This window comes from Bacillus sp. JJ722 (assembly GCF_036963345.1).
Taxonomy (GTDB): domain Bacteria; phylum Bacillota; class Bacilli; order Bacillales; family DSM-1321; genus Bacillus_AD.
The window spans coordinates 1-21526 of the sequence record NZ_JBALMO010000029.1 but is presented as its reverse complement, the minus strand read 5'-3'; the positions used below and the strand labels follow the sequence as shown (position 1 = coordinate 21526).

Here is a 21526-nt window from a genome sequence, read left to right as displayed (position 1 = left end):
GAAAATGATATTATTGTTCTTTGACAGTAACAAGATGAGAAACCTTATTAATCATACCGCGAATAGCAGCATTATCATCAAGAACAACTGTTTGATGCATTTTACGTAAACCTAGCGTATTTACAGTCACGCGTTGGTCTTGTGGACGACCAATTAAGCTACGAGTGAGGGTAATTTCTAATTTATTAGCCATTATATTTCCCTCCTTATCCTAACAGTTCTTCTACTGATTTGCCACGTAGTTTCGCAACATCCTCAGCACGTTTTAATTGCTTTAATCCGTCCATAGTTGCACGGACCATATTAATAGGCGTGTTAGAGCCTAGAGATTTAGAAAGAATATCACCAACACCAGCTAATTCAAGTACCGCACGTACTGGGCCACCAGCGATAACTCCTGTACCTTCAGCAGCAGGTTTTAAAAGAATATGTCCTGCTCCGAAATGTCCAAGAACTTCGTGAGGGATACTTGTATTAACCATAGGTACTGAGATTAAGTTCTTTTTAGCATCTTCAATTGCTTTACGGATCGCATCTGGTACTTCTTGTGCTTTACCAGTACCGAATCCAACATTACCGTTTTTATCACCTACAACAACTAGTGCTGTAAAGCGGAAACGACGTCCACCTTTAACAACTTTAGCTACACGGTTAACGGTAACTACGCGTTCTTCAAGTTCTAATTTATTAGGATCAATACGACGCATGTTCATTTGTCCCTCCTTTTTACATTAAAATTGTAATCCGTTTTCACGAGCAGCATCTGCTAATGCTTTTACACGTCCGTGGAAAAGGTATCCTCCGCGGTCAAATACCACTGATGAATATCCTTTTTCTACTGCGCGTTTAGCAATGTTTTCGCCAACTGTTTGAGCTGCTTCGATGTTACTAGTGCTAGCAAGTTCAAGACCTTTATCTTGAGTTGATGCACTTGCAAGTGTTACGCCGTTCACATCATCAATTAGTTGAGCGTAAATGTGCTTGTTTGAACGGAACACATTTAAACGAGGACGAGCTTCCGTTCCAGAAAGTTTCGCACGAACACGTGCATGTCTTTTCTGACGAACAGCATTTTTGTCAAGCTTCGAAATCATTTATGACACTCCTTTCATATACTTATGCGATCTTACTTACCAGTTTTACCTTCTTTACGACGTACATATTCGCCTTCGTAACGAATACCTTTACCTTTGTAAGGTTCTGGCGGACGAACGTCACGGATATTAGCTGCTAATGCACCAACACGTTCTTTGTTCGTACCTTTTACGATAACTTTTGTATTTGAAGGAACTTCGATTTCAATTCCTGCTTCTGCTTCAATCTCAACTGGGTGTGAGTATCCAACGTTAAGAACTAGTTTAGTACCTTGCTTTTGTGCACGGTAACCAACACCGATAAGTTCTAAAGACTTTTCGAAGCCTTTTGATACACCTTCAACCATGTTAGCAAGAACAGCACGAGTTGTACCATGAATAGTACGGTGTTCTTTTGAATCAGAAGGACGAGTTAATGTAATCACGTTCTCTTCTTGTGTAATAGTGATATCTGGATTGAAAGAGCGAGTTAATTCGCCTTTTGGTCCCTTTACAGTAACTGCGTTATCTGCTGCAACAGTAACTGTAACTCCAGCTGGAACCTCGATTGGTTTTTTACCTATACGAGACATTTAGTGCACCTCCATTCGTGAAAAAAATATTACCAAACGTATGCTAGTACTTCTCCACCAATTTTCTTAGCGCGTGCTTCTTTATCAGTTACAACGCCTTGAGAAGTAGAAACGATTGCGATTCCTAGTCCGTTAAGTACGCGAGGTACTTCACCAGCTTTGGCATACACACGTAGACCAGGTTTGCTGATACGTTTAAGACCAGTAATTACACGTTCATTATTTGAACCGTATTTTAAGAAGATACGGATGATTCCTTGTTTGTTGTCTTCGATTAGTTCAACGTCGCGGATGAAGCCCTCACGTTTTAAGATTTCTGCAACATCAGCTTTAATCTTAGAAGCAGGAAGCTCAAGTTTTTCGTGACGCACCATGTTAGCGTTACGAATGCGAGTAAGCATATCTGCGATTGGATCTGTCATGACCATTTATATTTACCTCCTTCCCAAAATCGGGTTTTACCAGCTAGCTTTCTTCACGCCAGGAATTTGTCCTTTATATGCAAGTTCACGGAAACAAATACGGCAAAGCTTAAATTTACGGTACACAGAGTGTGGACGACCACAGCGCTCACAGCGAGTGTACTCTTGTACTTTAAACTTAGGTGTGCGCTTTTGTTTCACGACCATAGATTTTTTAGCCACGTTTACGCCTCCCTTATTTTTAAATTACTTTTGGAACGGCATTCCTAATGAAGTAAGCAATTCACGAGCTTCTTCGTCAGTATTTGCCGTAGTAACGATTACGATATCCATTCCACGAACTTTGCTTACTTTATCGTAGTCAATTTCAGGGAAGATTAATTGTTCTTTAACACCAAGAGTGTAGTTTCCACGACCATCAAAAGATTTCTTAGAAACCCCACGGAAGTCACGCACACGTGGTAAAGAAACAGATACTAATTTGTCTAGGAATTCGTACATGCGCTCGCCGCGAAGAGTAACTTTCGCACCGATAGGCATACCTTCACGTAGACGGAAGCCAGCGATTGATTTTTTCGCTTTAGTTACAACAGGTTTTTGACCTGTAATTTGGCTTAATTCTTCCACTGCATTGTCAAGAGCTTTAGCATTTGCTACAGCATCACCTACACCCATGTTGATAACGATCTTATCAACTTTAGGAGTTTGCATTACAGATTTATAGTTAAACTTGCTCACTAGAGCAGGAACGATTTCATTTGAATACTTTTCCTTTAGGCGGTTCATTATTGTACCTCCCTTCATTTATTACTTATTTATCTAAGGATTCACCCGATTTTACAGCAATGCGTACTTTTTTACCATCAACTGTTTTGTAACCAACACGAGTTGGAGCAGCAGTTTTTGGATCAAGTGGCATTACGTTTGAAACGTGAATTGCAGCTTCTTGGCTGATGATTCCTCCTTGAGGATTCAGTTGAGAAGGTTTAGCGTGTTTTTTCACGATGTTTACACCTTCAACCAATACACGGTTTTTCTTTGGGTATGCTTCAAGGATAACGCCTTGTTTGCCTTTATCCTTACCAGAGATGACTACTACTTTGTCACCTTTTTTTACATGCATAGCTTCGCACCTCCTTGAAAGGCTTTTACGAGAATTTACATTACAATACTTCTGGAGCTAGTGAAACAATCTTCATGAAGTTACTATCACGAAGTTCACGTGCAACCGGTCCGAAGATACGAGTTCCACGAGGACCTTTGTCGTCTTTGATAATTACACAAGCATTTTCGTCAAACTTGATGTAAGAACCATCTTTACGACGCATACCTGACTTAGTACGAACGACAACAGCCTTAACTACATCACCTTTTTTAACAACGCCACCTGGTGTTGCTTGTTTTACTGTACAAACAATAACATCACCGATGTTAGCCGTTTTACGACCAGAACCACCAAGAACTTTAATTGTTAAAACTTCACGTGCGCCAGAGTTGTCAGCTACTTTTAAACGGGATTCTTGTTGAATCATGTTCAAGACCTCCTTCCGGAATTTACTTTATCCGAACAGAATTTAATTAGATAATAACAGCTTTCTCTACTACTTCTACAAGACGGAAGCGTTTTGTAGCAGATAGCGGACGAGTTTCCATGATTTTTACCACGTCACCGATTTTTGCAACGTTTTGCTCATCATGTGCTTTGAATTTTTTAGAGTATTTAACACGCTTACCGTATAATTTGTGTGTTTTATACGTTTCTACTTGAACAGTGATAGTTTTATCCATTTTGTCAGATACTACGCGACCTGTGTAGACTTTGCGTTGGTTACGTTCACTCATGTTTGCAAACCTCCTCTCGATTATTAATTGTTGGCACTGATCTCTCTTTGACGAACAACAGTTTTCATACGAGCGATCGATTTGCGTACTTCACGAATACGTGCAGTATTTTCAAGTTGTCCAGTAGCTAACTGGAAACGAAGATTAAATAATTCTTCTTTAAGCGATTTTACTTTTTGTTCAATTTCAGCAGTGGTTAAGTCTTTAATTTCATTAACTTTCATTTGATTCACCACCATTTTCTTCTCGTTTCACGAACTTACATTTTATAGGAAGTTTGTGCATAGCAAGACGTAAAGCTTCACGTGCGATTTCTTCAGATACACCTGAGATTTCGAACATTACTTTACCAGGTTTAACAGCAGCAACCCATCCTTCAGGAGCCCCTTTACCAGAACCCATTCGGACTTCTAGAGGTTTAGCAGTGTAAGGTTTGCTTGGGAAAATTTTAATCCAAACTTTACCGCCACGTTTCATATAACGTGTCATGGCAATACGAGCAGACTCAATTTGACGGTTTGTGATCCAAGATGCTTCAAGAGCTTGAAGACCGAACTCACCGAAATGAACTTCAGTACCACCTTTTGCACGACCTCTCATCTTACCGCGGTGTTCACGACGATACTTAACGCGTTTAGGCATTAACATGATTATTTTCCTCCTTCCTCGGATTTCTTCTTAGTAGGAAGGACTTCTCCGCGATAGATCCATACTTTAACACCAAGCTTACCATAAGTAGTATCAGCTTCAGCGTGAGCATAATCTATATCAGCGCGAAGTGTATGAAGTGGAACAGTTCCTTCGCTGTATTGTTCTGAACGAGCGATATCAGCGCCACCAAGACGACCAGATACCATTGTTTTAATACCTTTAGCACCCGCACGCATTGAGCGTTGGATAGCTTGTTTTTGAGCACGACGGAAAGATACACGGTTTTCTAATTGGCGAGCAATGTTCTCAGCAACCAGTTTCGCGTCTAAATCCGCACGCTTGATTTCGATAATGTTGATGTGTACGCGTTTGCCAGTTAATTGGTTTAACGCTTTACGAAGTGCTTCAACTTCTGTACCACCTTTACCGATAACCATTCCTGGTTTTGCAGTGTGAACAGAGATGTTGATGCGATTAGCAGCACGTTCAATTTCAACCTTTGATACAGAAGCATCATTTAAGCGTTTCGCGATGTATTCACGAACTTTAAGATCTTCATGTAAAAGATTTGCATAGTCCTTGTCTGCGTACCATTTTGATTCCCAATCACGGATAACACCGATACGCAAACCTATTGGATTTACCTTTTGACCCACGGATTAACCCTCCTTCTTTTCTGATAACACGATAGTAATATGTGAAGTACGTTTGTTAATAGCACTTGCACGACCCATTGCACGAGGACGGAAACGTTTTAATGTTGGTCCTTCGTTTACATAAGCTTCATTTACTACTAAATTGTTAACATCCATTTCGTAGTTATGCTCAGCATTTGCCATAGCAGATTTTAATAACTTTTCTACTACTGGTGATGCAGATTTTGGAGTATGACGAAGAATTGCGATTGCTTCGCCAACTTGCTTTCCTCGAATTAGATCGATTACTAGACGAACCTTACGAGGAGCGATACGAACTGTATTAGCAACAGCTTTAGCTTGCATGAGATGCCCTCCTCTCGTTAACGTCTTGTTTTCTTATCGTCACTTGCGTGACCTTTGTAAGCGCGCGTTGGTGCGAACTCACCTAGTTTGTGACCTACCATATCTTCTGTTACATATACAGGAACGTGTTTACGTCCATCATATACAGCGATAGTGTGACCGATGAATTGTGGGAAGATTGTTGAACGACGAGACCAAGTTTTGACAACTTGTTTCTTGTCAGTTTCGTTTAACTTCTCAACTTTAATCATTAAATGATCATCAACAAAAGGTCCTTTTTTTAGGCTGCGACCCATGAGTGTACCTCCTCTCGTGATTGTCCTACGGTCCGTTTTGTGAACCGTAGCTCAACCCCGTTATTTTTTGCGACGACGTACGATAAACTTGTCGGATTTATTTTTCTTCTTACGTGTTTTAGCACCAAGAGTTGGTTTACCCCATGGAGACATTGGTGATTTACGTCCGATTGGTGAACGTCCTTCACCACCACCGTGTGGGTGATCAACTGGGTTCATTACAGATCCACGTACAGTTGGGCGTTTACCTAACCAACGGTTACGACCTGCTTTACCGATGTTAATAAGTTCATGTTGTTCGTTACCAACTTGACCGATTGTAGCACGGCAAGTAGCAAGAATCATACGAACTTCACCAGAGTTAAGACGTACTAATACGTAGCGTCCTTCTTTACCAAGTAATTGTGCAGATGTACCAGCAGAGCGAACTAACTGACCACCTTTACCAGGTTTTAATTCGATGTTGTGGATAACTGTACCCACTGGAATGTTTTGTAGTGGTAATGCGTTACCTACTTTGATGTCAGCGTCAACGCCAGACATAATCTCCATACCAACTTCTAAGTTTTTTGGAGCTAAGATGTAACGTTTTTCACCGTCTACGTAGTTAATTAATGCGATATTAGCCGAACGGTTCGGATCATATTCGATAGTAGCAACGCGTCCAGGTATACCATCTTTATTGCGTTTGAAGTCAATAATACGGTATTGACGCTTATGGCCGCCACCTTGATGACGAACAGTTAACTTACCTTGGTTATTACGGCCGCCTTTTCTGTGTAAGGGAGCAAGTAATGATTTTTCTGGAGTGCTTGTAGTGATTTCAGCAAAATCAGAAGTAGTCATATTGCGTCGACCATTAGAGGTAGGTTTATACTTTTTAATTGCCATCTGTAGTTCCCTCCTTCTCTAAAAGATTAAGCTTCAAAGATTTCGATATCTTTGCTGTCTTGAGTTAAAGTAACAACCGCTTTGCGGCGCTTGTTTGTGTAGCCTGCATGTTTACCCATGCGTTTATATTTACCTTTGTAGTTCATAACGTTAACTTTCTCAACTTTAACGCCAAAAATCTCTTGTACAGCGTCTTTAACCTGAGTTTTGTTAGCTTTTACGTCAACTTCAAAAGTGTATTTTTTGTCAGCCATGATTTCAGAAGAACGTTCAGTAATCACGGGGCGCTTAATGATATCGCGTGCGTCCATTATGCAAGCACCTCCTCTACTTTTTCAACAGCTGCTTTAGTGATGATCAGCTTGTTGTGTCCAACTAAATCAAGAACATTAATGCCAGCTGCTTCAATAACAGTAACACCAGGGATGTTACGTGCTGATAATGCAATTGTTTCATCAACGTTAGCAGTAACGATAAGTGCTTTCGTATCAACTGATAGGTTATTTAAGAATGCTACGAATTCTTTTGTTTTTGGAGCTTCGAAAGATAAGCTTTCAAGAACTAAGATGTTTGATTCTTGTACTTTAGTAGCTAAAGCAGATTTAAGAGCTAAACGACGCACTTTCTTAGGAAGTTTGTAGCTGTATGATCTTGGTGTTGGACCAAATACAGTACCACCGCCACGCCATTGTGGTGAACGGATAGATCCTTGACGTGCACGACCAGTTCCTTTTTGGCGCCATGGTTTGCGTCCGCCGCCTGCTACTTCAGAACGAGTCTTTACTTTGTGTGTACCTTGGCGTAAAGAAGCTCTTTGCATGATAATTGCATCGAATAATACGCTTTGGTTTGGTTCGATACCAAAAATTGATTCATTAAGTTCGATTTCTCCAACATTAGAACCTTTTTGGTCAAATAATGTAACTTTAGGCATTTTCTAATGCTCCTCCTTTCTTATTGTGATTATTTTGCTTTAATAGCACTTTTAACTACGATTAAAGATTTTTTCGCACCAGGTACGTTACCTTTAACTAATAGTATGTTGCGCTCAGCATCAACTTTGACAATTACTAAGTTTTGAACAGTAATTTGTTCTCCACCCATACGTCCAGGTAATAATTTACCTTTAAATACACGGTTAGGAGCAACTGGACCCATTGAACCAGGGCGACGGTGGTAACGAGAACCGTGAGACATTGGTCCGCGAGATTGTCCGTGGCGCTTGATAGAACCTTGGAATCCTTTACCTTTTGATACTCCTGTTACATCTACTACATCGCCTTCAGCGAAAATAGTTGCTTTGACTTCTTGACCAACCTCAAACTCGCCAAGGTTTAAACCGCGGAATTCACGGATGAAGCGCTTAGGAGCAGTGTTAGCTTTGCTTACGTGTCCTTTTTCAGGTTTGTTAGCAAGCTTTTCACGCTTGTCAGAGAAACCGATTTGAACTGCTTCGTAACCATCGTTCTCAATAGTTTTCTTTTGAAGAACAACGTTTGAAGCTGTTTCAATTACAGTTACTGGGATAAGTTCACCGTTTTCAGCAAATACTTGCGTCATACCGATTTTTTTTCCTAAGATTCCTTTAGTCATAAGTCAACACCTCCAAATTTTTATTATTTATGAATTACAATTTAATTTCAATATCAACACCAGATGGTAAGTCTAAACGCATTAATGAATCAACAGTTTGTGGAGTTGGGTTCACGATGTCGATTAAACGTTTATGTGTACGCATCTCGAATTGTTCACGAGAATCTTTGTATTTATGAACCGCACGAAGGATTGTGTATACAGATCTTTCAGTCGGTAATGGAATTGGACCAGATACAGCCGCACCAGAACGTTTTGCAGTTTCTACAATTTTCTCTGCAGATTGATCAAGAATTCTGTGATCATATGCTTTTAAACGAATACGAATTTTTTGTTTTGCCATTACTTTCCCTCCTTTTCGTCTATTTTAGAAAATAGACATTACTCCGTGAAAATTTCCCACACACTTGCCATGGCAAAGCGGCCGGGTGTGTCAGCAACCTCTCACATCATCGCAGTCAAAGACCAACATTGTCTATTATACAGAAGTCCCAAGAAAAAAGCAATACTTTATTTCATGGTTAATTCCGTTTCACACTTCGTCTATTATACATAGGTATGAAGCAGATTTCAAGTTTAAGTTTTATAACCTTTTCACTTAGGTGTGCAATATTTAATAATATAGAAGAAACACGCCTGAAAGTATAGTAGAAACCTTTAACAATTCAACAAAATTCAGGTAGTTGATAATAGATTTCTAATGAATATCGATATGATATAGATTAAGAGCAAATTAAAAAGCAGATGGAAAACCCATCTGCTTTTTTTAAAAGCTTTCGCTATTTATTACTTAGTGATTGAAGCTACTACTCCAGCACCTACAGTACGTCCACCCTCACGGATAGAGAACTTTGTACCTTCTTCGATAGCAACAGGAGCGATTAGTTCAACAGTCATTTCGATGTTGTCGCCAGGCATTACCATTTCAACGCCTTCTGGTAATTGGATAATTCCAGTTACGTCAGTAGTACGGAAATAGAATTGCGGACGGTAGTTTGAGAAGAATGGAGTGTGACGTCCACCCTCTTCTTTAGACAAAACATAAACTTCTGATTTGAACTTTTGGTGTGGGTTGATTGTACCTGGTTTAGCAAGTACTTGTCCACGTTGGATATCTTCACGAGCAACCCCACGAAGTAGAGCACCGATGTTGTCACCAGCTTCTGCATAGTCAAGAAGTTTACGGAACATTTCAACACCTGTAACAGTAGTTGATTTTGGCTCTTCTGTTAAACCTACGATTTCGATTACATCGCCGACTTTAACTTCTCCACGCTCAACACGTCCTGTAGCAACCGTTCCACGACCAGTGATTGAGAATACATCCTCAACTGGCATCATGAATGGTTTTTCTTTGTCACGCTCTGGAGTTGGGATATACTCATCAACTGCAGCCATTAACTCGTTGATTTTTTCTTCCCAAGCAGCATCTCCTTCAAGAGCTTTAAGAGCAGAACCTTTGATTACTGGGATATCATCGCCAGGGAAATCATATTCAGATAGTAGATCACGGATTTCCATTTCTACTAATTCAAGTAATTCTTCGTCGTCTACCATATCACATTTGTTCATGAATACTACTAAGTAAGGTACACCTACTTGACGAGAAAGAAGGATGTGCTCACGAGTTTGTGGCATTGGGCCATCAGCAGCAGATACTACTAAGATACCGCCATCCATTTGTGCAGCACCAGTGATCATGTTTTTAACATAGTCAGCGTGACCTGGGCAGTCAACGTGCGCATAGTGACGAGTAGCAGTTTCATACTCAACGTGTGCAGTTGAGATTGTGATTCCACGTTCTCTTTCTTCTGGAGCACCGTCGATTTGGTCGTATGCACGAGCTTCAGCTCCACCAGCTTTTGCAAGTACAGTTGTAATTGCAGCTGTTAAAGTAGTTTTACCATGGTCAACGTGACCGATTGTTCCGATATTAACGTGTGGCTTTGAACGATCAAATTTAGCTTTTGCCATTTGGAAATTCCTCCTTAATATTAAGAAAAGTATTAGATTAAGTATATGTTGCAATGAAAGGATACCTCCTTTCATTGCTTACATAAGTAGTTATACTTTAATGAATGGTGAAAATCAATTATTCACCTTTATTTTTTTTGATGATTTCTTCAGAGATTGATTTAGGTACTTCTTCATAGTGGTCGAAGTGCATTGAGAATGTTCCACGTCCTTGTGTAGAAGAACGTAGAGACGTTGCATATCCGAACATTTCCGATAGTGGAACGAACGCTTTAACTACTTGTGCGTTACCGCGAGCTTCCATACCTTCAACACGTCCACGACGAGAAGTAATGTTACCCATAATATCTCCAAGATACTCTTCAGGCATTACAACTTCAACTTTCATAACTGGCTCTAGGATAACTGGTTGACATTTCTTAGCTGCATTCTTAAGAGCTAAAGAAGCGGCAACTTTAAACGCCATCTCAGATGAGTCTACATCATGGTAAGATCCGTCGAATAATTTAGCTTTAACGTCTACTAGTGGGAATCCAGCAAGTACACCGCGCTCAAGAGCGTCAACTAGTCCAGCTTGTACAGCAGGAATGTATTCACGTGGAACTACTCCACCGACGATAGCATTTTCAAATTCAAATCCTTTACCTTCTTCGTTTGGACCAAATTCAATCCAAACGTGACCGAATTGTCCACGTCCACCAGATTGGCGAGCAAATTTACCCTCAACCTGAGCAGATTGGCGGAAAGTTTCACGGTATGCTACTTGAGGAGCACCAACATTAGCTTCCACTTTGAACTCACGGCGCATGCGGTCTACAAGGATATCAAGGTGAAGCTCACCCATACCTGCAATGATTACTTCCCCAGTTTCCTGGTCAGTATGTGCACGGAATGTAGGATCTTCTTCTTGTAATTTTTGTAGTGCTGTACTCATTTTATCTAAGTCAGCCTTAGTTTTAGGCTCGATAGATAATGAGATAACTGGCTCTGGGAATTCCATTGATTCAAGAATAACAAGATTCTTTTCATCACATAGAGTGTCACCAGTAGTAGTGTCTTTAAGACCTACAGCAGCAGCGATATCTCCAGCATGTACTTCTGAAATTTCTTCACGAGAGTTAGCATGCATTTGTAGGATACGACCTACACGCTCACGCTTACCTTTAGTAGAGTTTTGTACATATGAACCTGAGCTCAATGTACCAGAATATACACGGAAGAATGTTAATTTACCAACATAAGGGTCAGTCATAACTTTAAACGCTAGAGCAGAGAATGGCTCTTCGTCACTTGATGGACGAGTAACTTCTTCATCTGTTTGTGGAACTGTACCTTTGATTGCTGGTACGTCCAGTGGAGATGGAAGGTAGTCAATTACAGCGTCAAGCATTGGTTGAACACCTTTGTTTTTAAATGCAGAACCACAGATAACTGGGAAGAATTCAACGTTTACAGTACCTTTACGGATAGCAGCTTTAAGCTCATCAATAGTGATTTCTTCTCCGCCAAGGTATTTCTCCATTAATTCTTCATCAAGTTCAGCTACCGCTTCTAATAATTTTTCACGGTATTCTTCAGCTTGGTCTTGGTATTCTGCTGGAATTTCTACTACAGTAGTATCCGTACCTAAATCATTGCCGTACATGATTGCTTTCATTTCAACTAAGTCAATGATTCCAGTAAATTGATCTTCAGCTCCAATTGGTAATTGGATTGCATGAGCATTAGCTTGAAGACGGTCATGGATTGTTCCTACAGAGTATAAGAAATCTGCACCAATTTTATCCATTTTATTTACAAATACAACACGCGGTACGCCGTAAGTTGTAGCTTGGCGCCAAACAGTTTCAGTTTGAGGCTCAACACCAGATTGAGCATCAAGTACTGCAACAGCACCATCAAGTACACGAAGTGAACGTTCAACTTCAACTGTGAAGTCTACGTGGCCTGGTGTATCGATAATGTTTACACGGTGTTCTTTCCACTGTGCAGTTGTAGCAGCTGAAGTGATTGTAATACCACGTTCTTGTTCTTGTTCCATCCAGTCCATTTGTGAAGCACCTTCGTGCGTCTCACCGATTTTGTGGATACGACCTGTATAGTAAAGAACACGTTCAGTAGTGGTAGTTTTACCAGCATCGATATGTGCCATGATACCAATATTACGAGTCTTTGCTAAGGAGAACTCTCTTGCCATTTGGTATTTCTCCTTCCATATTGAAGAATAGTTTTAGAAATAAACTGTGAATCTTACCAACGATAATGAGCGAATGCTTTGTTAGCTTCAGCCATTTTGTGTGTATCTTCACGTTTCTTAACTGATGCGCCAGTGTTGTTAGCAGCATCTAGGATTTCGTTAGCTAAACGCTCTTCCATAGTTTTTTCACCACGAAGACGAGTGTAGTTAACTAACCAACGAAGACCTAAAGTAGTACGACGGTCTGGACGCACCTCAACTGGTACTTGGTAGTTTGCACCACCTACACGACGTGCTCTAACTTCTAATACAGGCATAATGTTCTTAAGCGCTGCATCAAATACTTCCATTGGTTCTTTACCAGAACGTTCTTTAATAAGATCAAAAGAATTGTACAGAATTTGTTGTGCTGTACCTCTCTTGCCGTCAATCATTAATTTATTGATAAGACGAGTAATTAACTTTGAGTTATATAACGGATCAGGTAAAACATCTCTTTTTGCAACAGGACCTTTACGAGGCATGTTATTTCCTCCTTTCAAAGAAGAATTATTTTAAATTTTAGTGTTATTATTTCTTAGCAGCTTTTGGACGCTTAGTTCCGTATTTAGAACGGCTTTGCATACGGTTGTTTACACCAGCAGTATCAAGCGCACCACGTACGATATGATAACGTACCCCTGGTAAATCCTTTACACGACCGCCACGGATAAGAACTACACTGTGTTCTTGTAAGTTGTGGCCAATACCAGGAATGTAAGCTGTAACCTCGATTCCGTTAGTTAAACGTACACGAGCATATTTACGTAACGCTGAGTTTGGTTTCTTCGGCGTCATTGTACCAACACGAGTACATACACCACGTTTTTGTGGAGATGAAACGTTTGTTTGAGCTTTCTTGAAGCTGTTATAGCCTTTGTTAAGAGCTGGAGACTTAGATTTAGTTTCTTTAGACTCACGGCCTTTACGTACTAATTGGTTAATAGTAGGCATTGTTATTTCCTCCTTTCACTTTTTGGTTCTAGTACCACACATCCAGGTGGTTCATAATTGAGCAAAAACAAAGTTCTTGCAGATATCTACAAAAACAGTTTTACTTTTAAAAATAACACTTCAACTGCAGTACGAATTACACGTACCTTTCATTAGTAGTTTCTATTGAAATAGCACAACGTTACTATTATAACGCGAATGCTATTCAAAACACAAGAAACTTACTTCTCTTCATCTATTGATTTATAAATCTCACTGAAGCACATTTGTTATAATATCACCTATGCATATACAATGTCAACTTCCGTTTAAATAAAATTACTATTATTTTTCAGAATTCAAAATCCGTATGTTATATTCCTCATACACTGCACTTTTAAACATCCAACCTTATTTTAAATAAAAGGGGAAGGAAAATGTCTATAAACCCTTTACGCTGTGCTTTTTTTATTACTCGCGTGAGACCGTTCGTTGTATTTGATATAGATTTAATATCATTCCTAACAAAGTACCAAATATAGAAATTCTAAGAAAAATAAACAGGCACCTAAATTTCAAGTAACCTACTACGAAGGACTGCATAAAACGTAAAAGGGCGTCTTAAAAGTGATGAAAAACCACTCATAAGACACCCTCTTATCGTTTATTCTACAGGTTGTGTTTCTTGTTCTTGATCTTCAACGAATACTGGAATAGCTTTTCTGTATCGTGGCATACCTGTACCAGCTGGTACTAACTTACCAATGATAACATTTTCTTTAAGTCCAAGTAATTCATCACGTTTTCCTTTAATAGCAGCATCAGTAAGAACACGAGTTGTTTCTTGGAATGATGCAGCTGATAGGAATGAATCCGTCTCAAGAGAAGCTTTTGTAATACCAAGCAATACTGGGCGTCCAGTTGCTGGTGCTTTACCTGTTAACAACGCTGAAGTATTTGCTTCAGTGAATTGGTGAATATCAAGCAACGTTCCTGGTAAAACATCTGTTTCACCCGCATCAATTACGCGGATTTTACGAAGCATTTGTCTTACCATTACCTCGATATGCTTGTCACCAATTTCTACACCTTGCATACGATATACTTTTTGAACTTCTTTCAATAAGTATTCTTGAACTGCAAGAGTATCTTTAACTTTTAGAAGTTCTTTCGGATCAATAGAACCTTCAGTTAGCTCTTGACCACGTTTCACCTCAGAGTTAACGCCTACTTTTAAGCGTGCAGTATAAGGCACTGTATACGTACGTGTTTCTACTGCACCTTGAACTGAAATTTCTTGTTGTCTATCTTTACCTTCAGTAATTGAAACAACAATACCATCAATTTCTGAAATATGCGCTAAACCTTTTGGATTACGCGCTTCGAAAATTTCTTGGATACGAGGTAAACCTTGAGTGATATCGTCTCCAGCAACCCCACCTGTATGGAATGTACGCATCGTTAACTGTGTACCAGGCTCACCGATTGATTGAGCTGCGATAATACCAACCGCTTCACCCACTTCAACCTCTTGACCTGTTGCAAGGTTACGACCATAACATTTCTTACATACACCATGACGTGTATTACATGTGAACGCAGAACGAATCCAAGCTTCTTCAATACCCATGTTTTCAATATATATAGCAAGATCTTCAGTAATAAGTCCATTTTCAGGCACGATTACTTCACCTGTTTCTGGATGCTTAATTGTTTTTCTTGCATATCGTCCAACTAGACGTTCTTCTAAAGCTTCAATAATCTCTGTACCGTCTTTAAGAGCGGATATAAGTAGACCACGGTCTGTTCCACAGTCGTCATCGCGAACGATAACATCTTGTGCAACGTCCACAAGACGACGAGTCAGGTAACCTGAATCGGCTGTCTTAAGAGCCGTATCGGCAAGACCTTTACGAGCACCGTGTGTTGAGATGAAGTACTCAAGTACCGTTAATCCTTCACGGAAACTTGATTTAATCGGTAATTCGATGATTCGACCAGCCGGGTTGGCCATCAGACCACGCATACCAGCTAACTGTGTAAAGTTAGATGCGTTACCACGGGCACCAGAGTCACTCATGATGAAGATCGGATTCGAACGATTTAAGGATTTCATCAGTTTTCCTTGGATTACGTCTTTTGCAGCACTCCAGATAGAGATTACACGATCATAACGCTCATCTTCAGTAATTAGACCACGTCTGAATTGTTTCAAGACATTATCTACTTTCGTTTGAGCATCGTGAATGATTTGTGTTTTCTCTTCCAATACTACGATATCAGCAACACCAACAGTAATACCAGCTTTAGTTGAGTATTTAAATCCTAAATCCTTCATCTTATCAAGCATCTTAGATGTTTCTGTGATTTTAAAACGTTTAAATACTTCAGCAATGATATTACCTAGAATGCCTTTCTTGAATGGTTCATTAAGCGGTTGAGCCTTAATAGCGTCCACTACATTTTCACCTTTTTCAATAAAGAAGCGTTCAGGTGTTTTAATTTCTAAATTTTCTTTTGTTGGTTCGTTGATATATGGGAAAGTCTTTGGAAGAATTTCGTTAAATATCAATTTACCAACTGTCGTCATAAGAAGTTTGTTGTTTTGCTCTTCAGTAAATGTTTCGTTTTTCAATGAAGATGCGCGTACTGCTACACGCGTATGAAGATGTACATAGCCGTTTTGATAAGCTAGCAATGCTTCATTTGTATCATTGAAGACCATACCTTCACCTACAACATTCTCTCTTTCTAAAGTTAGGTAGTAGTTACCTAATACCATATCTTGAGAAGGAGTAACAACTGGTTTACCATCTTTAGGGTTCAAGATGTTTTGAGCAGCAAGCATTAATAGACGCGCCTCAGCTTGCGCTTCAGACGATAGTGGTACGTGAACTGCCATTTGGTCACCGTCAAAGTCAGCGTTATAAGCTGTACATACTAACGGATGAAGACGAATTGCACGACCTTCTACTAATGTTGGTTCAAATGCTTGGATACCAAGTCTGTGTAGAGTAGGGGCACGGTTTAATAGAACTGGATGTTCTTTAATAACCGATTCTAATACATCCCACACTTCTGGTTGTAATCTTTCGATTTTACGTTTAGCTGATTTAATATTATGAGCTAAACCTTTACCAACTAGTTCTTTCATAACAAACGGCTTGAATAATTCAATAGCCATTTCTTTTGGAAGACCACATTGATACATTTTTAAGTTTGGACCTACAACGATAACCGAACGACCTGAATAGTCAACACGTTTACCAAGTAAGTTTTGACGGAAACGTCCTTGTTTACCTTTAAGCATATGCGATAAAGATTTCAAAGGACGATTACCTGGTCCTGTAACCGGTCTTCCGCGTCTACCGTTATCAATCAGTGCATCAACAGCTTCTTGAAGCATACGCTTCTCATTTTGAACGATAATACTTGGTGCACCCAAGTCTAATAAACGTTTTAAACGGTTGTTACGGTTGATTACACGACGATATAAGTCATTTAAGTCAGAAGTAGCGAAACGACCACCATCAAGTTGTACCATTGGGCGAAGTTCTGGCGGAATAACCGGAAGAACATCTAAAATCATCCACGATGGTTCATTGCCTGAATTACGGAATGCTTCTAATACTTCAAGACGTTTAATTGCTCTCGTACGACGTTGTCCTTGAGCTGTTTTTAATTCTTCTTTTAATTGTTCCACTTCTTTCTCTGTATCAATATCAGATAGAAGTTTACGGATGGCTTCAGCACCCATTGCCGCTTGGAACTTGTTACCATATTTCTCACGATACGCTCGGTATTCTTTCTCAGAAAGCAATTGCTTCTTCTCTAAAGAAGTTGCTCCTGATTCTGTTACCACATAAGAAGCAAAATAGATTACTTCTTCAAGCGCACGAGGGGACATGTCTAAGACAAGTCCCATACGGCTTGGGATTCCTTTGAAATACCATATATGTGATACTGGTGCTGCTAGTTCGATATGTCCCATACGTTCACGACGAACTTTTGCTCTCGTTACTTCAACTCCACAACGATCACAAACTACGCCCTTATAGCGAACTCTCTTATATTTTCCACAGTGACACTCCCAGTCCTTAGTAGGACCGAAGATTCTTTCACAGAACAGACCATCTTTTTCTGGTTTTAAAGTACGATAGTTAATAGTCTCTGGTTTTTTCACTTCACCAAATGACCAAGAACGAATCTTGTCAGGTGATGCAAGACCTATTTTCATATACTCAAAATTATTTACATCCAGCAAGGGGCCGACCTCCCTTTTAGATTCCAGGTTTTACCCTTTTTGCGCAAGGCTCGTGCGATTTTTTTACTTTGTTGTATTTACTTCTGCTTCAACAACAGATGCTTTCGATTCTGATTCAAGTGACAATGCCTCTGATTGATTAACTTCATCTTCATCTTCTATATCGCGCATTTCTATTTCTTTATCATCGCTAGAAAGAATTTTAACATCCAATCCTAAGCTTTGAAGTTCTTTCATTAATACTTTAAATGACTCAGGAACGCCTGGTTCCGGTACATTTTCACCTTTTACAATCGCTTCGTAAGTCTTAACACGTCCAACAACATCATCAGACTTAACTGTAAGAATTTCTTGAAGTGTATATGCAGCACCATAAGCTTCAAGTGCCCATACCTCCATCTCACCGAAACGTTGTCCACCGAACTGAGCTTTACCACCAAGTGGTTGCTGCGTTACAAGTGAATATGGTCCTGTTGAACGAGCGTGAAGCTTGTCATCAACCATGTGCGCTAGCTTGATCATGTACATGACACCAACAGATACACGGTTATCGAATGGCTCACCTGTTCTTCCATCATAAAGAATTGTTTTAGCATCTCTTGCCATACCAGCTTCTTCAATTGTTGACCATACATCTTCCTCTGTTGCTCCATCAAATACTGGTGATGCAACATGAATACCTAAATAGCGCGCTGCCATACCTAAGTGTAGCTCAAGCACCTGACCGATATTCATACGAGAAGGTACACCCTGAGGGTTTAGCATGATATCGATTGGCGTACCATCTGGTAAGTAAGGCATATCTTCTTCTGGAAGAATTCTAGAGATAACACCTTTGTTACCATGTCGTCCGGCCATCTTATCCCCTTCAGAGATTTTACGTTTTTGAACGATATATGCACGAACAAGTTGATTTACTCCCGGAGGAAGCTCGTCTCCATCTTCGCGGTTAAATACTTTAACATCAAGAACAATTCCGCCACCACCATGTGGTACACGTAATGATGTATCACGTACTTCGCGTGCCTTCTCACCGAAGATTGCATGAAGTAGACGTTCTTCTGCAGTAAGTTCTGTTACACCTTTAGGCGTTACTTTACCCACTAATAAGTCCCCATCTTTAACTTCAGCACCGATGCGGATGATTCCTCTTTCATCAAGGTTTCTAAGTGCATCTTCTCCGACGTTTGGAATGTCACGAGTAATTTCTTCAGGTCCTAGCTTTGTATCACGAGATTCTGATTCATACTCTTCAATGTGAATTGATGTATAAACATCATCTTTAACAAGACGCTCACTCATGATAATCGCATCTTCATAGTTATAACCGTCCCATGTCATGAAACCAATTAACACGTTACGACCAAGAGCAAGTTCACCCTTCTCCATCGATGGACCATCTGCTAGAATTTCACCTTTAACTACACGATTTCCAACGCTTACGATTGGGCGTTGGTTGTAGCATGTACCTTGGTTCGAACGAATGTATTTCAACATACGATATTTATCAAGGTCGCCTTTAATTTCTTGTCCGTCAACTTCCTTCACACGACGAACCCAAACTTCACGAGATTCAACATGCTCTACAATACCAGGATGCTTACAAATTACTGCAGCACCAGAGTCTTTAGCAGATACATATTCCATTCCCGTTCCTACGATAGGAGATTCAGGTTGCATCAATGGAACAGCTTGACGTTGCATGTTCGCTCCCATTAGGGCACGGTTGGAGTCGTCGTTCTCTAAGAAAGGAATACAAGCAGTCGCTGCTGATACAACTTGCTTAGGAGATACATCCATGTAGTCTACACGGTCGTTAGGTACAACTGTGTTTTCTCCACGGAAACGAGCAACAACTTCATCATCTAAGAAAGTACCATCTTCAGATAATAGAACATTTGCTTGTGCTACTACATAGTTATCTTCTTCATCTGCAGTAAGGTAATCAATATGGCCTGTTACCTTACCCGTTTCCGGATTAACTTTTCTATATGGTGTTTCGATAAATCCAAAACGATTTACTTTTGCAAAACTAGATAGGGAGTTAATCAAACCAATGTTTGGTCCCTCTGGAGTTTCAATCGGACACATGCGGCCGTAGTGAGAATAGTGTACATCTCGAACTTCAAAGCCTGCACGCTCACGCGTTAAACCACCAGGTCCAAGAGCAGATAAACGGCGCTTGTGCGTTAATTCCGCAAGCGGATTTGTTTGATCCATGAATTGCGATAATTGAGAGCTTCCGAAGAACTCTTTAAGTGAGGCAATTACTGGACGTATATTGATAAGTTGTTGTGGTGTAATTGTGTTCGTATCTTGTATAGACATTCTCTCACGAACAACACGCTCCATACGAGATAAACCAATACGGAATTGATTTTGAAGCAATTCACCAACAGAACGTAAACGACGGTTACCAAGATGATCGATATCATCTGTGTCGCCTACTTGGTGTAATAGGTTAAAGAAGTAACTAATAGAAGCAATGATATCTGCAGGAGTGATGTTTTTAATCTCTTCTGTGATATTTGCATTACCAATAATGTTAATTACTTTTTCACCATCATCAGTAGAAGAATAGATTTTTATAGATTGAAGTAATACATCATCTTCAACAACGCCACCAAAAGGTTTAAACGTCTTGAATCCAATTCCATCTTCTAAGAATGGAAGAATTCGATCAAGATTACGACGATCTAAAACAGTATCTTTCTCCACAATGATTTCTCCAGTTTCTGGATCCACCAAAGTTTCAGCAATACGCTGACCGAATAATCGGTTTTTAATATGAAGCTTTTTATTTATTTTATAGCGACCAACATTCGCTAAATCATAACGTTTAGGATCAAAGAAGCGAGATACTAATAAACTTTTCGCATTCTCTACTGTTGGTGGTTCGCCTGGTCGTAAACGCTCATAAATTTCGATAAGCGCTTTTTCAGTGCTTTCTGTATTGTCTTTTTCAAGAGTATTACGTAAGTATTCGTTCTCACCGATAAGATCGATAATCTCTTGATCAGAACCGAAGCCAAGTGCACGTAACAATACCGTTACAGGCAGCTTTCTAGTACGATCAATACGAACATAAACAACATCTTTCGCATCTGTTTCATACTCTAACCATGCTCCACGGTTAGGAATAACAGTTGCTGTAAAACCATGCTTACCATTTTTGTCTACTTTTTTACTAAAGTACACACTTGGTGAACGAACTAACTGTGAAACAATTACACGTTCTGCACCATTTACAATAAATGTACCTGTTTCCGTCATTAAAGGAAAATCACCCATGAATACATCCTGGTCTTTTACTTCCCCTGTTTCTTTGTTAACAAGACGGACTTTCACACGTAGAGGCGCTGAAAAAGTTACATCGCGCTCTTTTGATTCTTCTACTGAATACTTAGGTTCTCCTAGGCTGTAATCGATGAATTCCAGCGATAGGTTCCCTGTGAAATCCTCAATTGGAGAAATATCTTTAAACATTTCTCTTAAACCTTCATCCAAGAAATTTTGGTAAGAAGATGTTTGGATTTCGATAAGATTTGGTAATTCTAGCACCTCGCTAATGCGTGCATAACTTCTGCGTTGGCGGTGTCGTCCATACTGAACAAGTTGACCTGTCAACAGATTCACCCCTCAAATCAAGCGTTATTAAGGATCTATTATCTTAAAGGAATATCGAAATATTCTCCTAAGACAAAAAGAAAATGGTTTTATTTCAAAACCACAATTCACATAAAACGAACTATTATTT

The 21526-nt window shown here is 39.8% G+C and carries 26 protein-coding genes; all 26 read right to left on the bottom strand.

The genetic code is table 11. The features are described 5' to 3' along the window. Positions 1-10: 10 nt before the first annotated feature. A complete protein-coding gene (rpmD, locus tag V7014_RS04660; RefSeq protein ID WP_042353158.1) occupies positions 11-193 on the bottom strand; it encodes a 50S ribosomal protein L30 in 183 nt (60 codons plus the stop codon). Positions 194-206: 13 nt separating this feature from the next. Then, positions 207-707, bottom strand: a complete 501-nt coding sequence (rpsE, locus tag V7014_RS04655) for a 30S ribosomal protein S5 (protein ID WP_335504702.1) — start codon at positions 705-707, stop codon at positions 207-209. Positions 708-731: 24 nt separating this feature from the next. Beyond that, positions 732-1094 (bottom strand): 50S ribosomal protein L18, encoded by a 363-nt coding sequence (rplR, locus tag V7014_RS04650; protein WP_205063550.1) that lies wholly within the window; start codon positions 1092-1094, stop codon positions 732-734. A 32-nt stretch (positions 1095-1126) separates the two neighbouring features. Then, complete coding sequence (rplF, locus tag V7014_RS04645) at positions 1127-1666, bottom strand: 50S ribosomal protein L6 (protein ID WP_335504658.1); 540 nt, start codon at positions 1664-1666, stop codon at positions 1127-1129. Positions 1667-1695: 29 nt separating this feature from the next. Continuing rightward, positions 1696-2094, bottom strand: coding sequence for a 30S ribosomal protein S8 (gene rpsH, locus V7014_RS04640; protein WP_042353163.1), 399 nt, complete (start codon positions 2092-2094; stop codon positions 1696-1698). Positions 2095-2124: 30 nt separating this feature from the next. Further along, on the bottom strand, positions 2125-2310 hold the full coding sequence (locus V7014_RS04635) for a type Z 30S ribosomal protein S14 (RefSeq protein ID WP_042353164.1): 186 nt from the start codon (positions 2308-2310) through the stop codon (positions 2125-2127). Between the two features lie 24 nt (positions 2311-2334). Next, positions 2335-2874: a 50S ribosomal protein L5 gene (rplE, locus tag V7014_RS04630; RefSeq protein WP_335504654.1), complete on the bottom strand. Its 540-nt coding sequence runs from the start codon at positions 2872-2874 to the stop codon at positions 2335-2337. Between the two features lie 25 nt (positions 2875-2899). Then, positions 2900-3211, bottom strand: coding sequence for a 50S ribosomal protein L24 (rplX, locus tag V7014_RS04625; protein ID WP_335504652.1), 312 nt, complete (start codon positions 3209-3211; stop codon positions 2900-2902). A gap of 40 nt (positions 3212-3251) precedes the next feature. Continuing rightward, a complete protein-coding gene (rplN, locus tag V7014_RS04620; protein ID WP_205063547.1) occupies positions 3252-3620 on the bottom strand; it encodes a 50S ribosomal protein L14 in 369 nt (122 codons plus the stop codon). Between the two features lie 46 nt (positions 3621-3666). Further along, positions 3667-3930, bottom strand: coding sequence for a 30S ribosomal protein S17 (gene rpsQ, locus V7014_RS04615; protein ID WP_042353170.1), 264 nt, complete (start codon positions 3928-3930; stop codon positions 3667-3669). 23 nt (positions 3931-3953) lie between these two features. Further along, the gene (gene rpmC, locus V7014_RS04610) at positions 3954-4154 is read right to left on the bottom strand and encodes a 50S ribosomal protein L29 (RefSeq protein ID WP_042353171.1); all 201 of its coding nucleotides are present in this window, start codon (positions 4152-4154) and stop codon (positions 3954-3956) included. After that, positions 4144-4578 carry a 50S ribosomal protein L16 gene (rplP, locus tag V7014_RS04605; protein WP_335504648.1) on the bottom strand — a complete coding sequence of 145 codons (435 nt, stop codon included), beginning with the start codon at positions 4576-4578 and terminating at the stop codon, positions 4144-4146. Before rplP ends, rpmC begins: the two co-directional genes overlap by 11 nt. A gap of 2 nt (positions 4579-4580) precedes the next feature. Continuing rightward, the gene (rpsC, locus tag V7014_RS04600; RefSeq protein ID WP_205063546.1) at positions 4581-5237 is read right to left on the bottom strand and encodes a 30S ribosomal protein S3; all 657 of its coding nucleotides are present in this window, start codon (positions 5235-5237) and stop codon (positions 4581-4583) included. Positions 5238-5240: 3 nt separating this feature from the next. Next, a complete protein-coding gene (gene rplV / locus V7014_RS04595) occupies positions 5241-5582 on the bottom strand; it encodes a 50S ribosomal protein L22 (RefSeq protein WP_205063545.1) in 342 nt (113 codons plus the stop codon). Between the two features lie 17 nt (positions 5583-5599). Beyond that, complete coding sequence (gene rpsS, locus V7014_RS04590; protein WP_205063544.1) at positions 5600-5878, bottom strand: 30S ribosomal protein S19; 279 nt, start codon at positions 5876-5878, stop codon at positions 5600-5602. 60 nt (positions 5879-5938) lie between these two features. Continuing rightward, positions 5939-6769, bottom strand: coding sequence for a 50S ribosomal protein L2 (gene rplB / locus V7014_RS04585; RefSeq protein ID WP_335504643.1), 831 nt, complete (start codon positions 6767-6769; stop codon positions 5939-5941). 26 nt (positions 6770-6795) lie between these two features. Beyond that, on the bottom strand, positions 6796-7080 hold the full coding sequence (gene rplW / locus V7014_RS04580; RefSeq protein WP_335504641.1) for a 50S ribosomal protein L23: 285 nt from the start codon (positions 7078-7080) through the stop codon (positions 6796-6798). Then, positions 7080-7703 (bottom strand): 50S ribosomal protein L4, encoded by a 624-nt coding sequence (rplD, locus tag V7014_RS04575; protein WP_335504639.1) that lies wholly within the window; start codon positions 7701-7703, stop codon positions 7080-7082. The genes rplW and rplD overlap by 1 nt, the downstream gene beginning before the upstream one ends. A 29-nt stretch (positions 7704-7732) precedes the next feature. After that, positions 7733-8362: a 50S ribosomal protein L3 gene (gene rplC, locus V7014_RS04570; protein WP_335504637.1), complete on the bottom strand. Its 630-nt coding sequence runs from the start codon at positions 8360-8362 to the stop codon at positions 7733-7735. A 34-nt stretch (positions 8363-8396) separates the two neighbouring features. Next, positions 8397-8705, bottom strand: a complete 309-nt coding sequence (rpsJ, locus tag V7014_RS04565) for a 30S ribosomal protein S10 (protein WP_019244375.1) — start codon at positions 8703-8705, stop codon at positions 8397-8399. Positions 8706-9148: 443 nt separating this feature from the next. Continuing rightward, a complete protein-coding gene (tuf, locus tag V7014_RS04560; RefSeq protein ID WP_335504624.1) occupies positions 9149-10336 on the bottom strand; it encodes an elongation factor Tu in 1188 nt (395 codons plus the stop codon). A gap of 118 nt (positions 10337-10454) precedes the next feature. Further along, complete coding sequence (gene fusA, locus V7014_RS04555) at positions 10455-12533, bottom strand: elongation factor G (RefSeq protein WP_335504621.1); 2079 nt, start codon at positions 12531-12533, stop codon at positions 10455-10457. A 53-nt stretch (positions 12534-12586) separates the two neighbouring features. Further along, on the bottom strand, positions 12587-13057 hold the full coding sequence (gene rpsG / locus V7014_RS04550; RefSeq protein WP_335504619.1) for a 30S ribosomal protein S7: 471 nt from the start codon (positions 13055-13057) through the stop codon (positions 12587-12589). Positions 13058-13103: 46 nt separating this feature from the next. Further along, positions 13104-13526, bottom strand: a complete 423-nt coding sequence (rpsL, locus tag V7014_RS04545; protein WP_042353189.1) for a 30S ribosomal protein S12 — start codon at positions 13524-13526, stop codon at positions 13104-13106. Positions 13527-14169: 643 nt separating this feature from the next. After that, complete coding sequence (gene rpoC, locus V7014_RS04540; RefSeq protein WP_335504615.1) at positions 14170-17769, bottom strand: DNA-directed RNA polymerase subunit beta'; 3600 nt, start codon at positions 17767-17769, stop codon at positions 14170-14172. 63 nt (positions 17770-17832) lie between these two features. Next, positions 17833-21396: a DNA-directed RNA polymerase subunit beta gene (gene rpoB, locus V7014_RS04535; RefSeq protein WP_335504613.1), complete on the bottom strand. Its 3564-nt coding sequence runs from the start codon at positions 21394-21396 to the stop codon at positions 17833-17835. Positions 21397-21526: the final 130 nt, after the last annotated feature.

Bases quoted from the DNA above. Each gene is read 5' to 3' on its own strand.
- rpmD (WP_042353158.1), bottom strand. From the start codon at position 193: ATGGCTAATAAATTAGAAATTACCCTCACTCGTAGCTTAATTGGTCGT.
- rplX (WP_335504652.1), bottom strand. From the start codon at position 3,211: ATGCATGTAAAAAAAGGTGACAAAGTAGTAGTCATCTCTGGTAAGGAT.
- rplP (WP_335504648.1), bottom strand. From the start codon at position 4,578: ATGTTAATGCCTAAACGCGTTAAGTATCGTCGTGAACACCGCGGTAAG.
- rpmC (WP_042353171.1), bottom strand. From the start codon at position 4,154: ATGAAAGTTAATGAAATTAAAGACTTAACCACTGCTGAAATTGAACAA.
- rplE (WP_335504654.1), bottom strand. From the start codon at position 2,874: ATGAACCGCCTAAAGGAAAAGTATTCAAATGAAATCGTTCCTGCTCTA.
- rpsS (WP_205063544.1), bottom strand. From the start codon at position 5,878: ATGGGTCGCAGCCTAAAAAAAGGACCTTTTGTTGATGATCATTTAATG.
- rpsG (WP_335504619.1), bottom strand. From the start codon at position 13,057: ATGCCTCGTAAAGGTCCTGTTGCAAAAAGAGATGTTTTACCTGATCCG.
- rplR (WP_205063550.1), bottom strand. From the start codon at position 1,094: ATGATTTCGAAGCTTGACAAAAATGCTGTTCGTCAGAAAAGACATGCA.
- rpsE (WP_335504702.1), bottom strand. From the start codon at position 707: ATGCGTCGTATTGATCCTAATAAATTAGAACTTGAAGAACGCGTAGTT.
- rplN (WP_205063547.1), bottom strand. From the start codon at position 3,620: ATGATTCAACAAGAATCCCGTTTAAAAGTAGCTGACAACTCTGGCGCA.
- rpsH (WP_042353163.1), bottom strand. From the start codon at position 2,094: ATGGTCATGACAGATCCAATCGCAGATATGCTTACTCGCATTCGTAAC.
- rplW (WP_335504641.1), bottom strand. From the start codon at position 7,080: ATGGACGCACGCGATATCATTAAGCGCCCCGTGATTACTGAACGTTCT.
- rpsL (WP_042353189.1), bottom strand. From the start codon at position 13,526: ATGCCTACTATTAACCAATTAGTACGTAAAGGCCGTGAGTCTAAAGAA.
- rplB (WP_335504643.1), bottom strand. From the start codon at position 6,769: ATGGCAATTAAAAAGTATAAACCTACCTCTAATGGTCGACGCAATATG.
- tuf (WP_335504624.1), bottom strand. From the start codon at position 10,336: ATGGCAAAAGCTAAATTTGATCGTTCAAAGCCACACGTTAATATCGGA.
- rplD (WP_335504639.1), bottom strand. From the start codon at position 7,703: ATGCCTAAAGTTACATTATTTGACCAAAAAGGTTCTAATGTTGGAGAA.
- rplC (WP_335504637.1), bottom strand. From the start codon at position 8,362: ATGACTAAAGGAATCTTAGGAAAAAAAATCGGTATGACGCAAGTATTT.
- rplV (WP_205063545.1), bottom strand. From the start codon at position 5,582: ATGCAAGCTAAAGCTGTTGCTAATACAGTTCGTATCGCTCCTCGTAAG.
- rpsQ (WP_042353170.1), bottom strand. From the start codon at position 3,930: ATGAGTGAACGTAACCAACGCAAAGTCTACACAGGTCGCGTAGTATCT.
- fusA (WP_335504621.1), bottom strand. From the start codon at position 12,533: ATGGCAAGAGAGTTCTCCTTAGCAAAGACTCGTAATATTGGTATCATG.
- rpsJ (WP_019244375.1), bottom strand. From the start codon at position 8,705: ATGGCAAAACAAAAAATTCGTATTCGTTTAAAAGCATATGATCACAGA.
- rplF (WP_335504658.1), bottom strand. From the start codon at position 1,666: ATGTCTCGTATAGGTAAAAAACCAATCGAGGTTCCAGCTGGAGTTACA.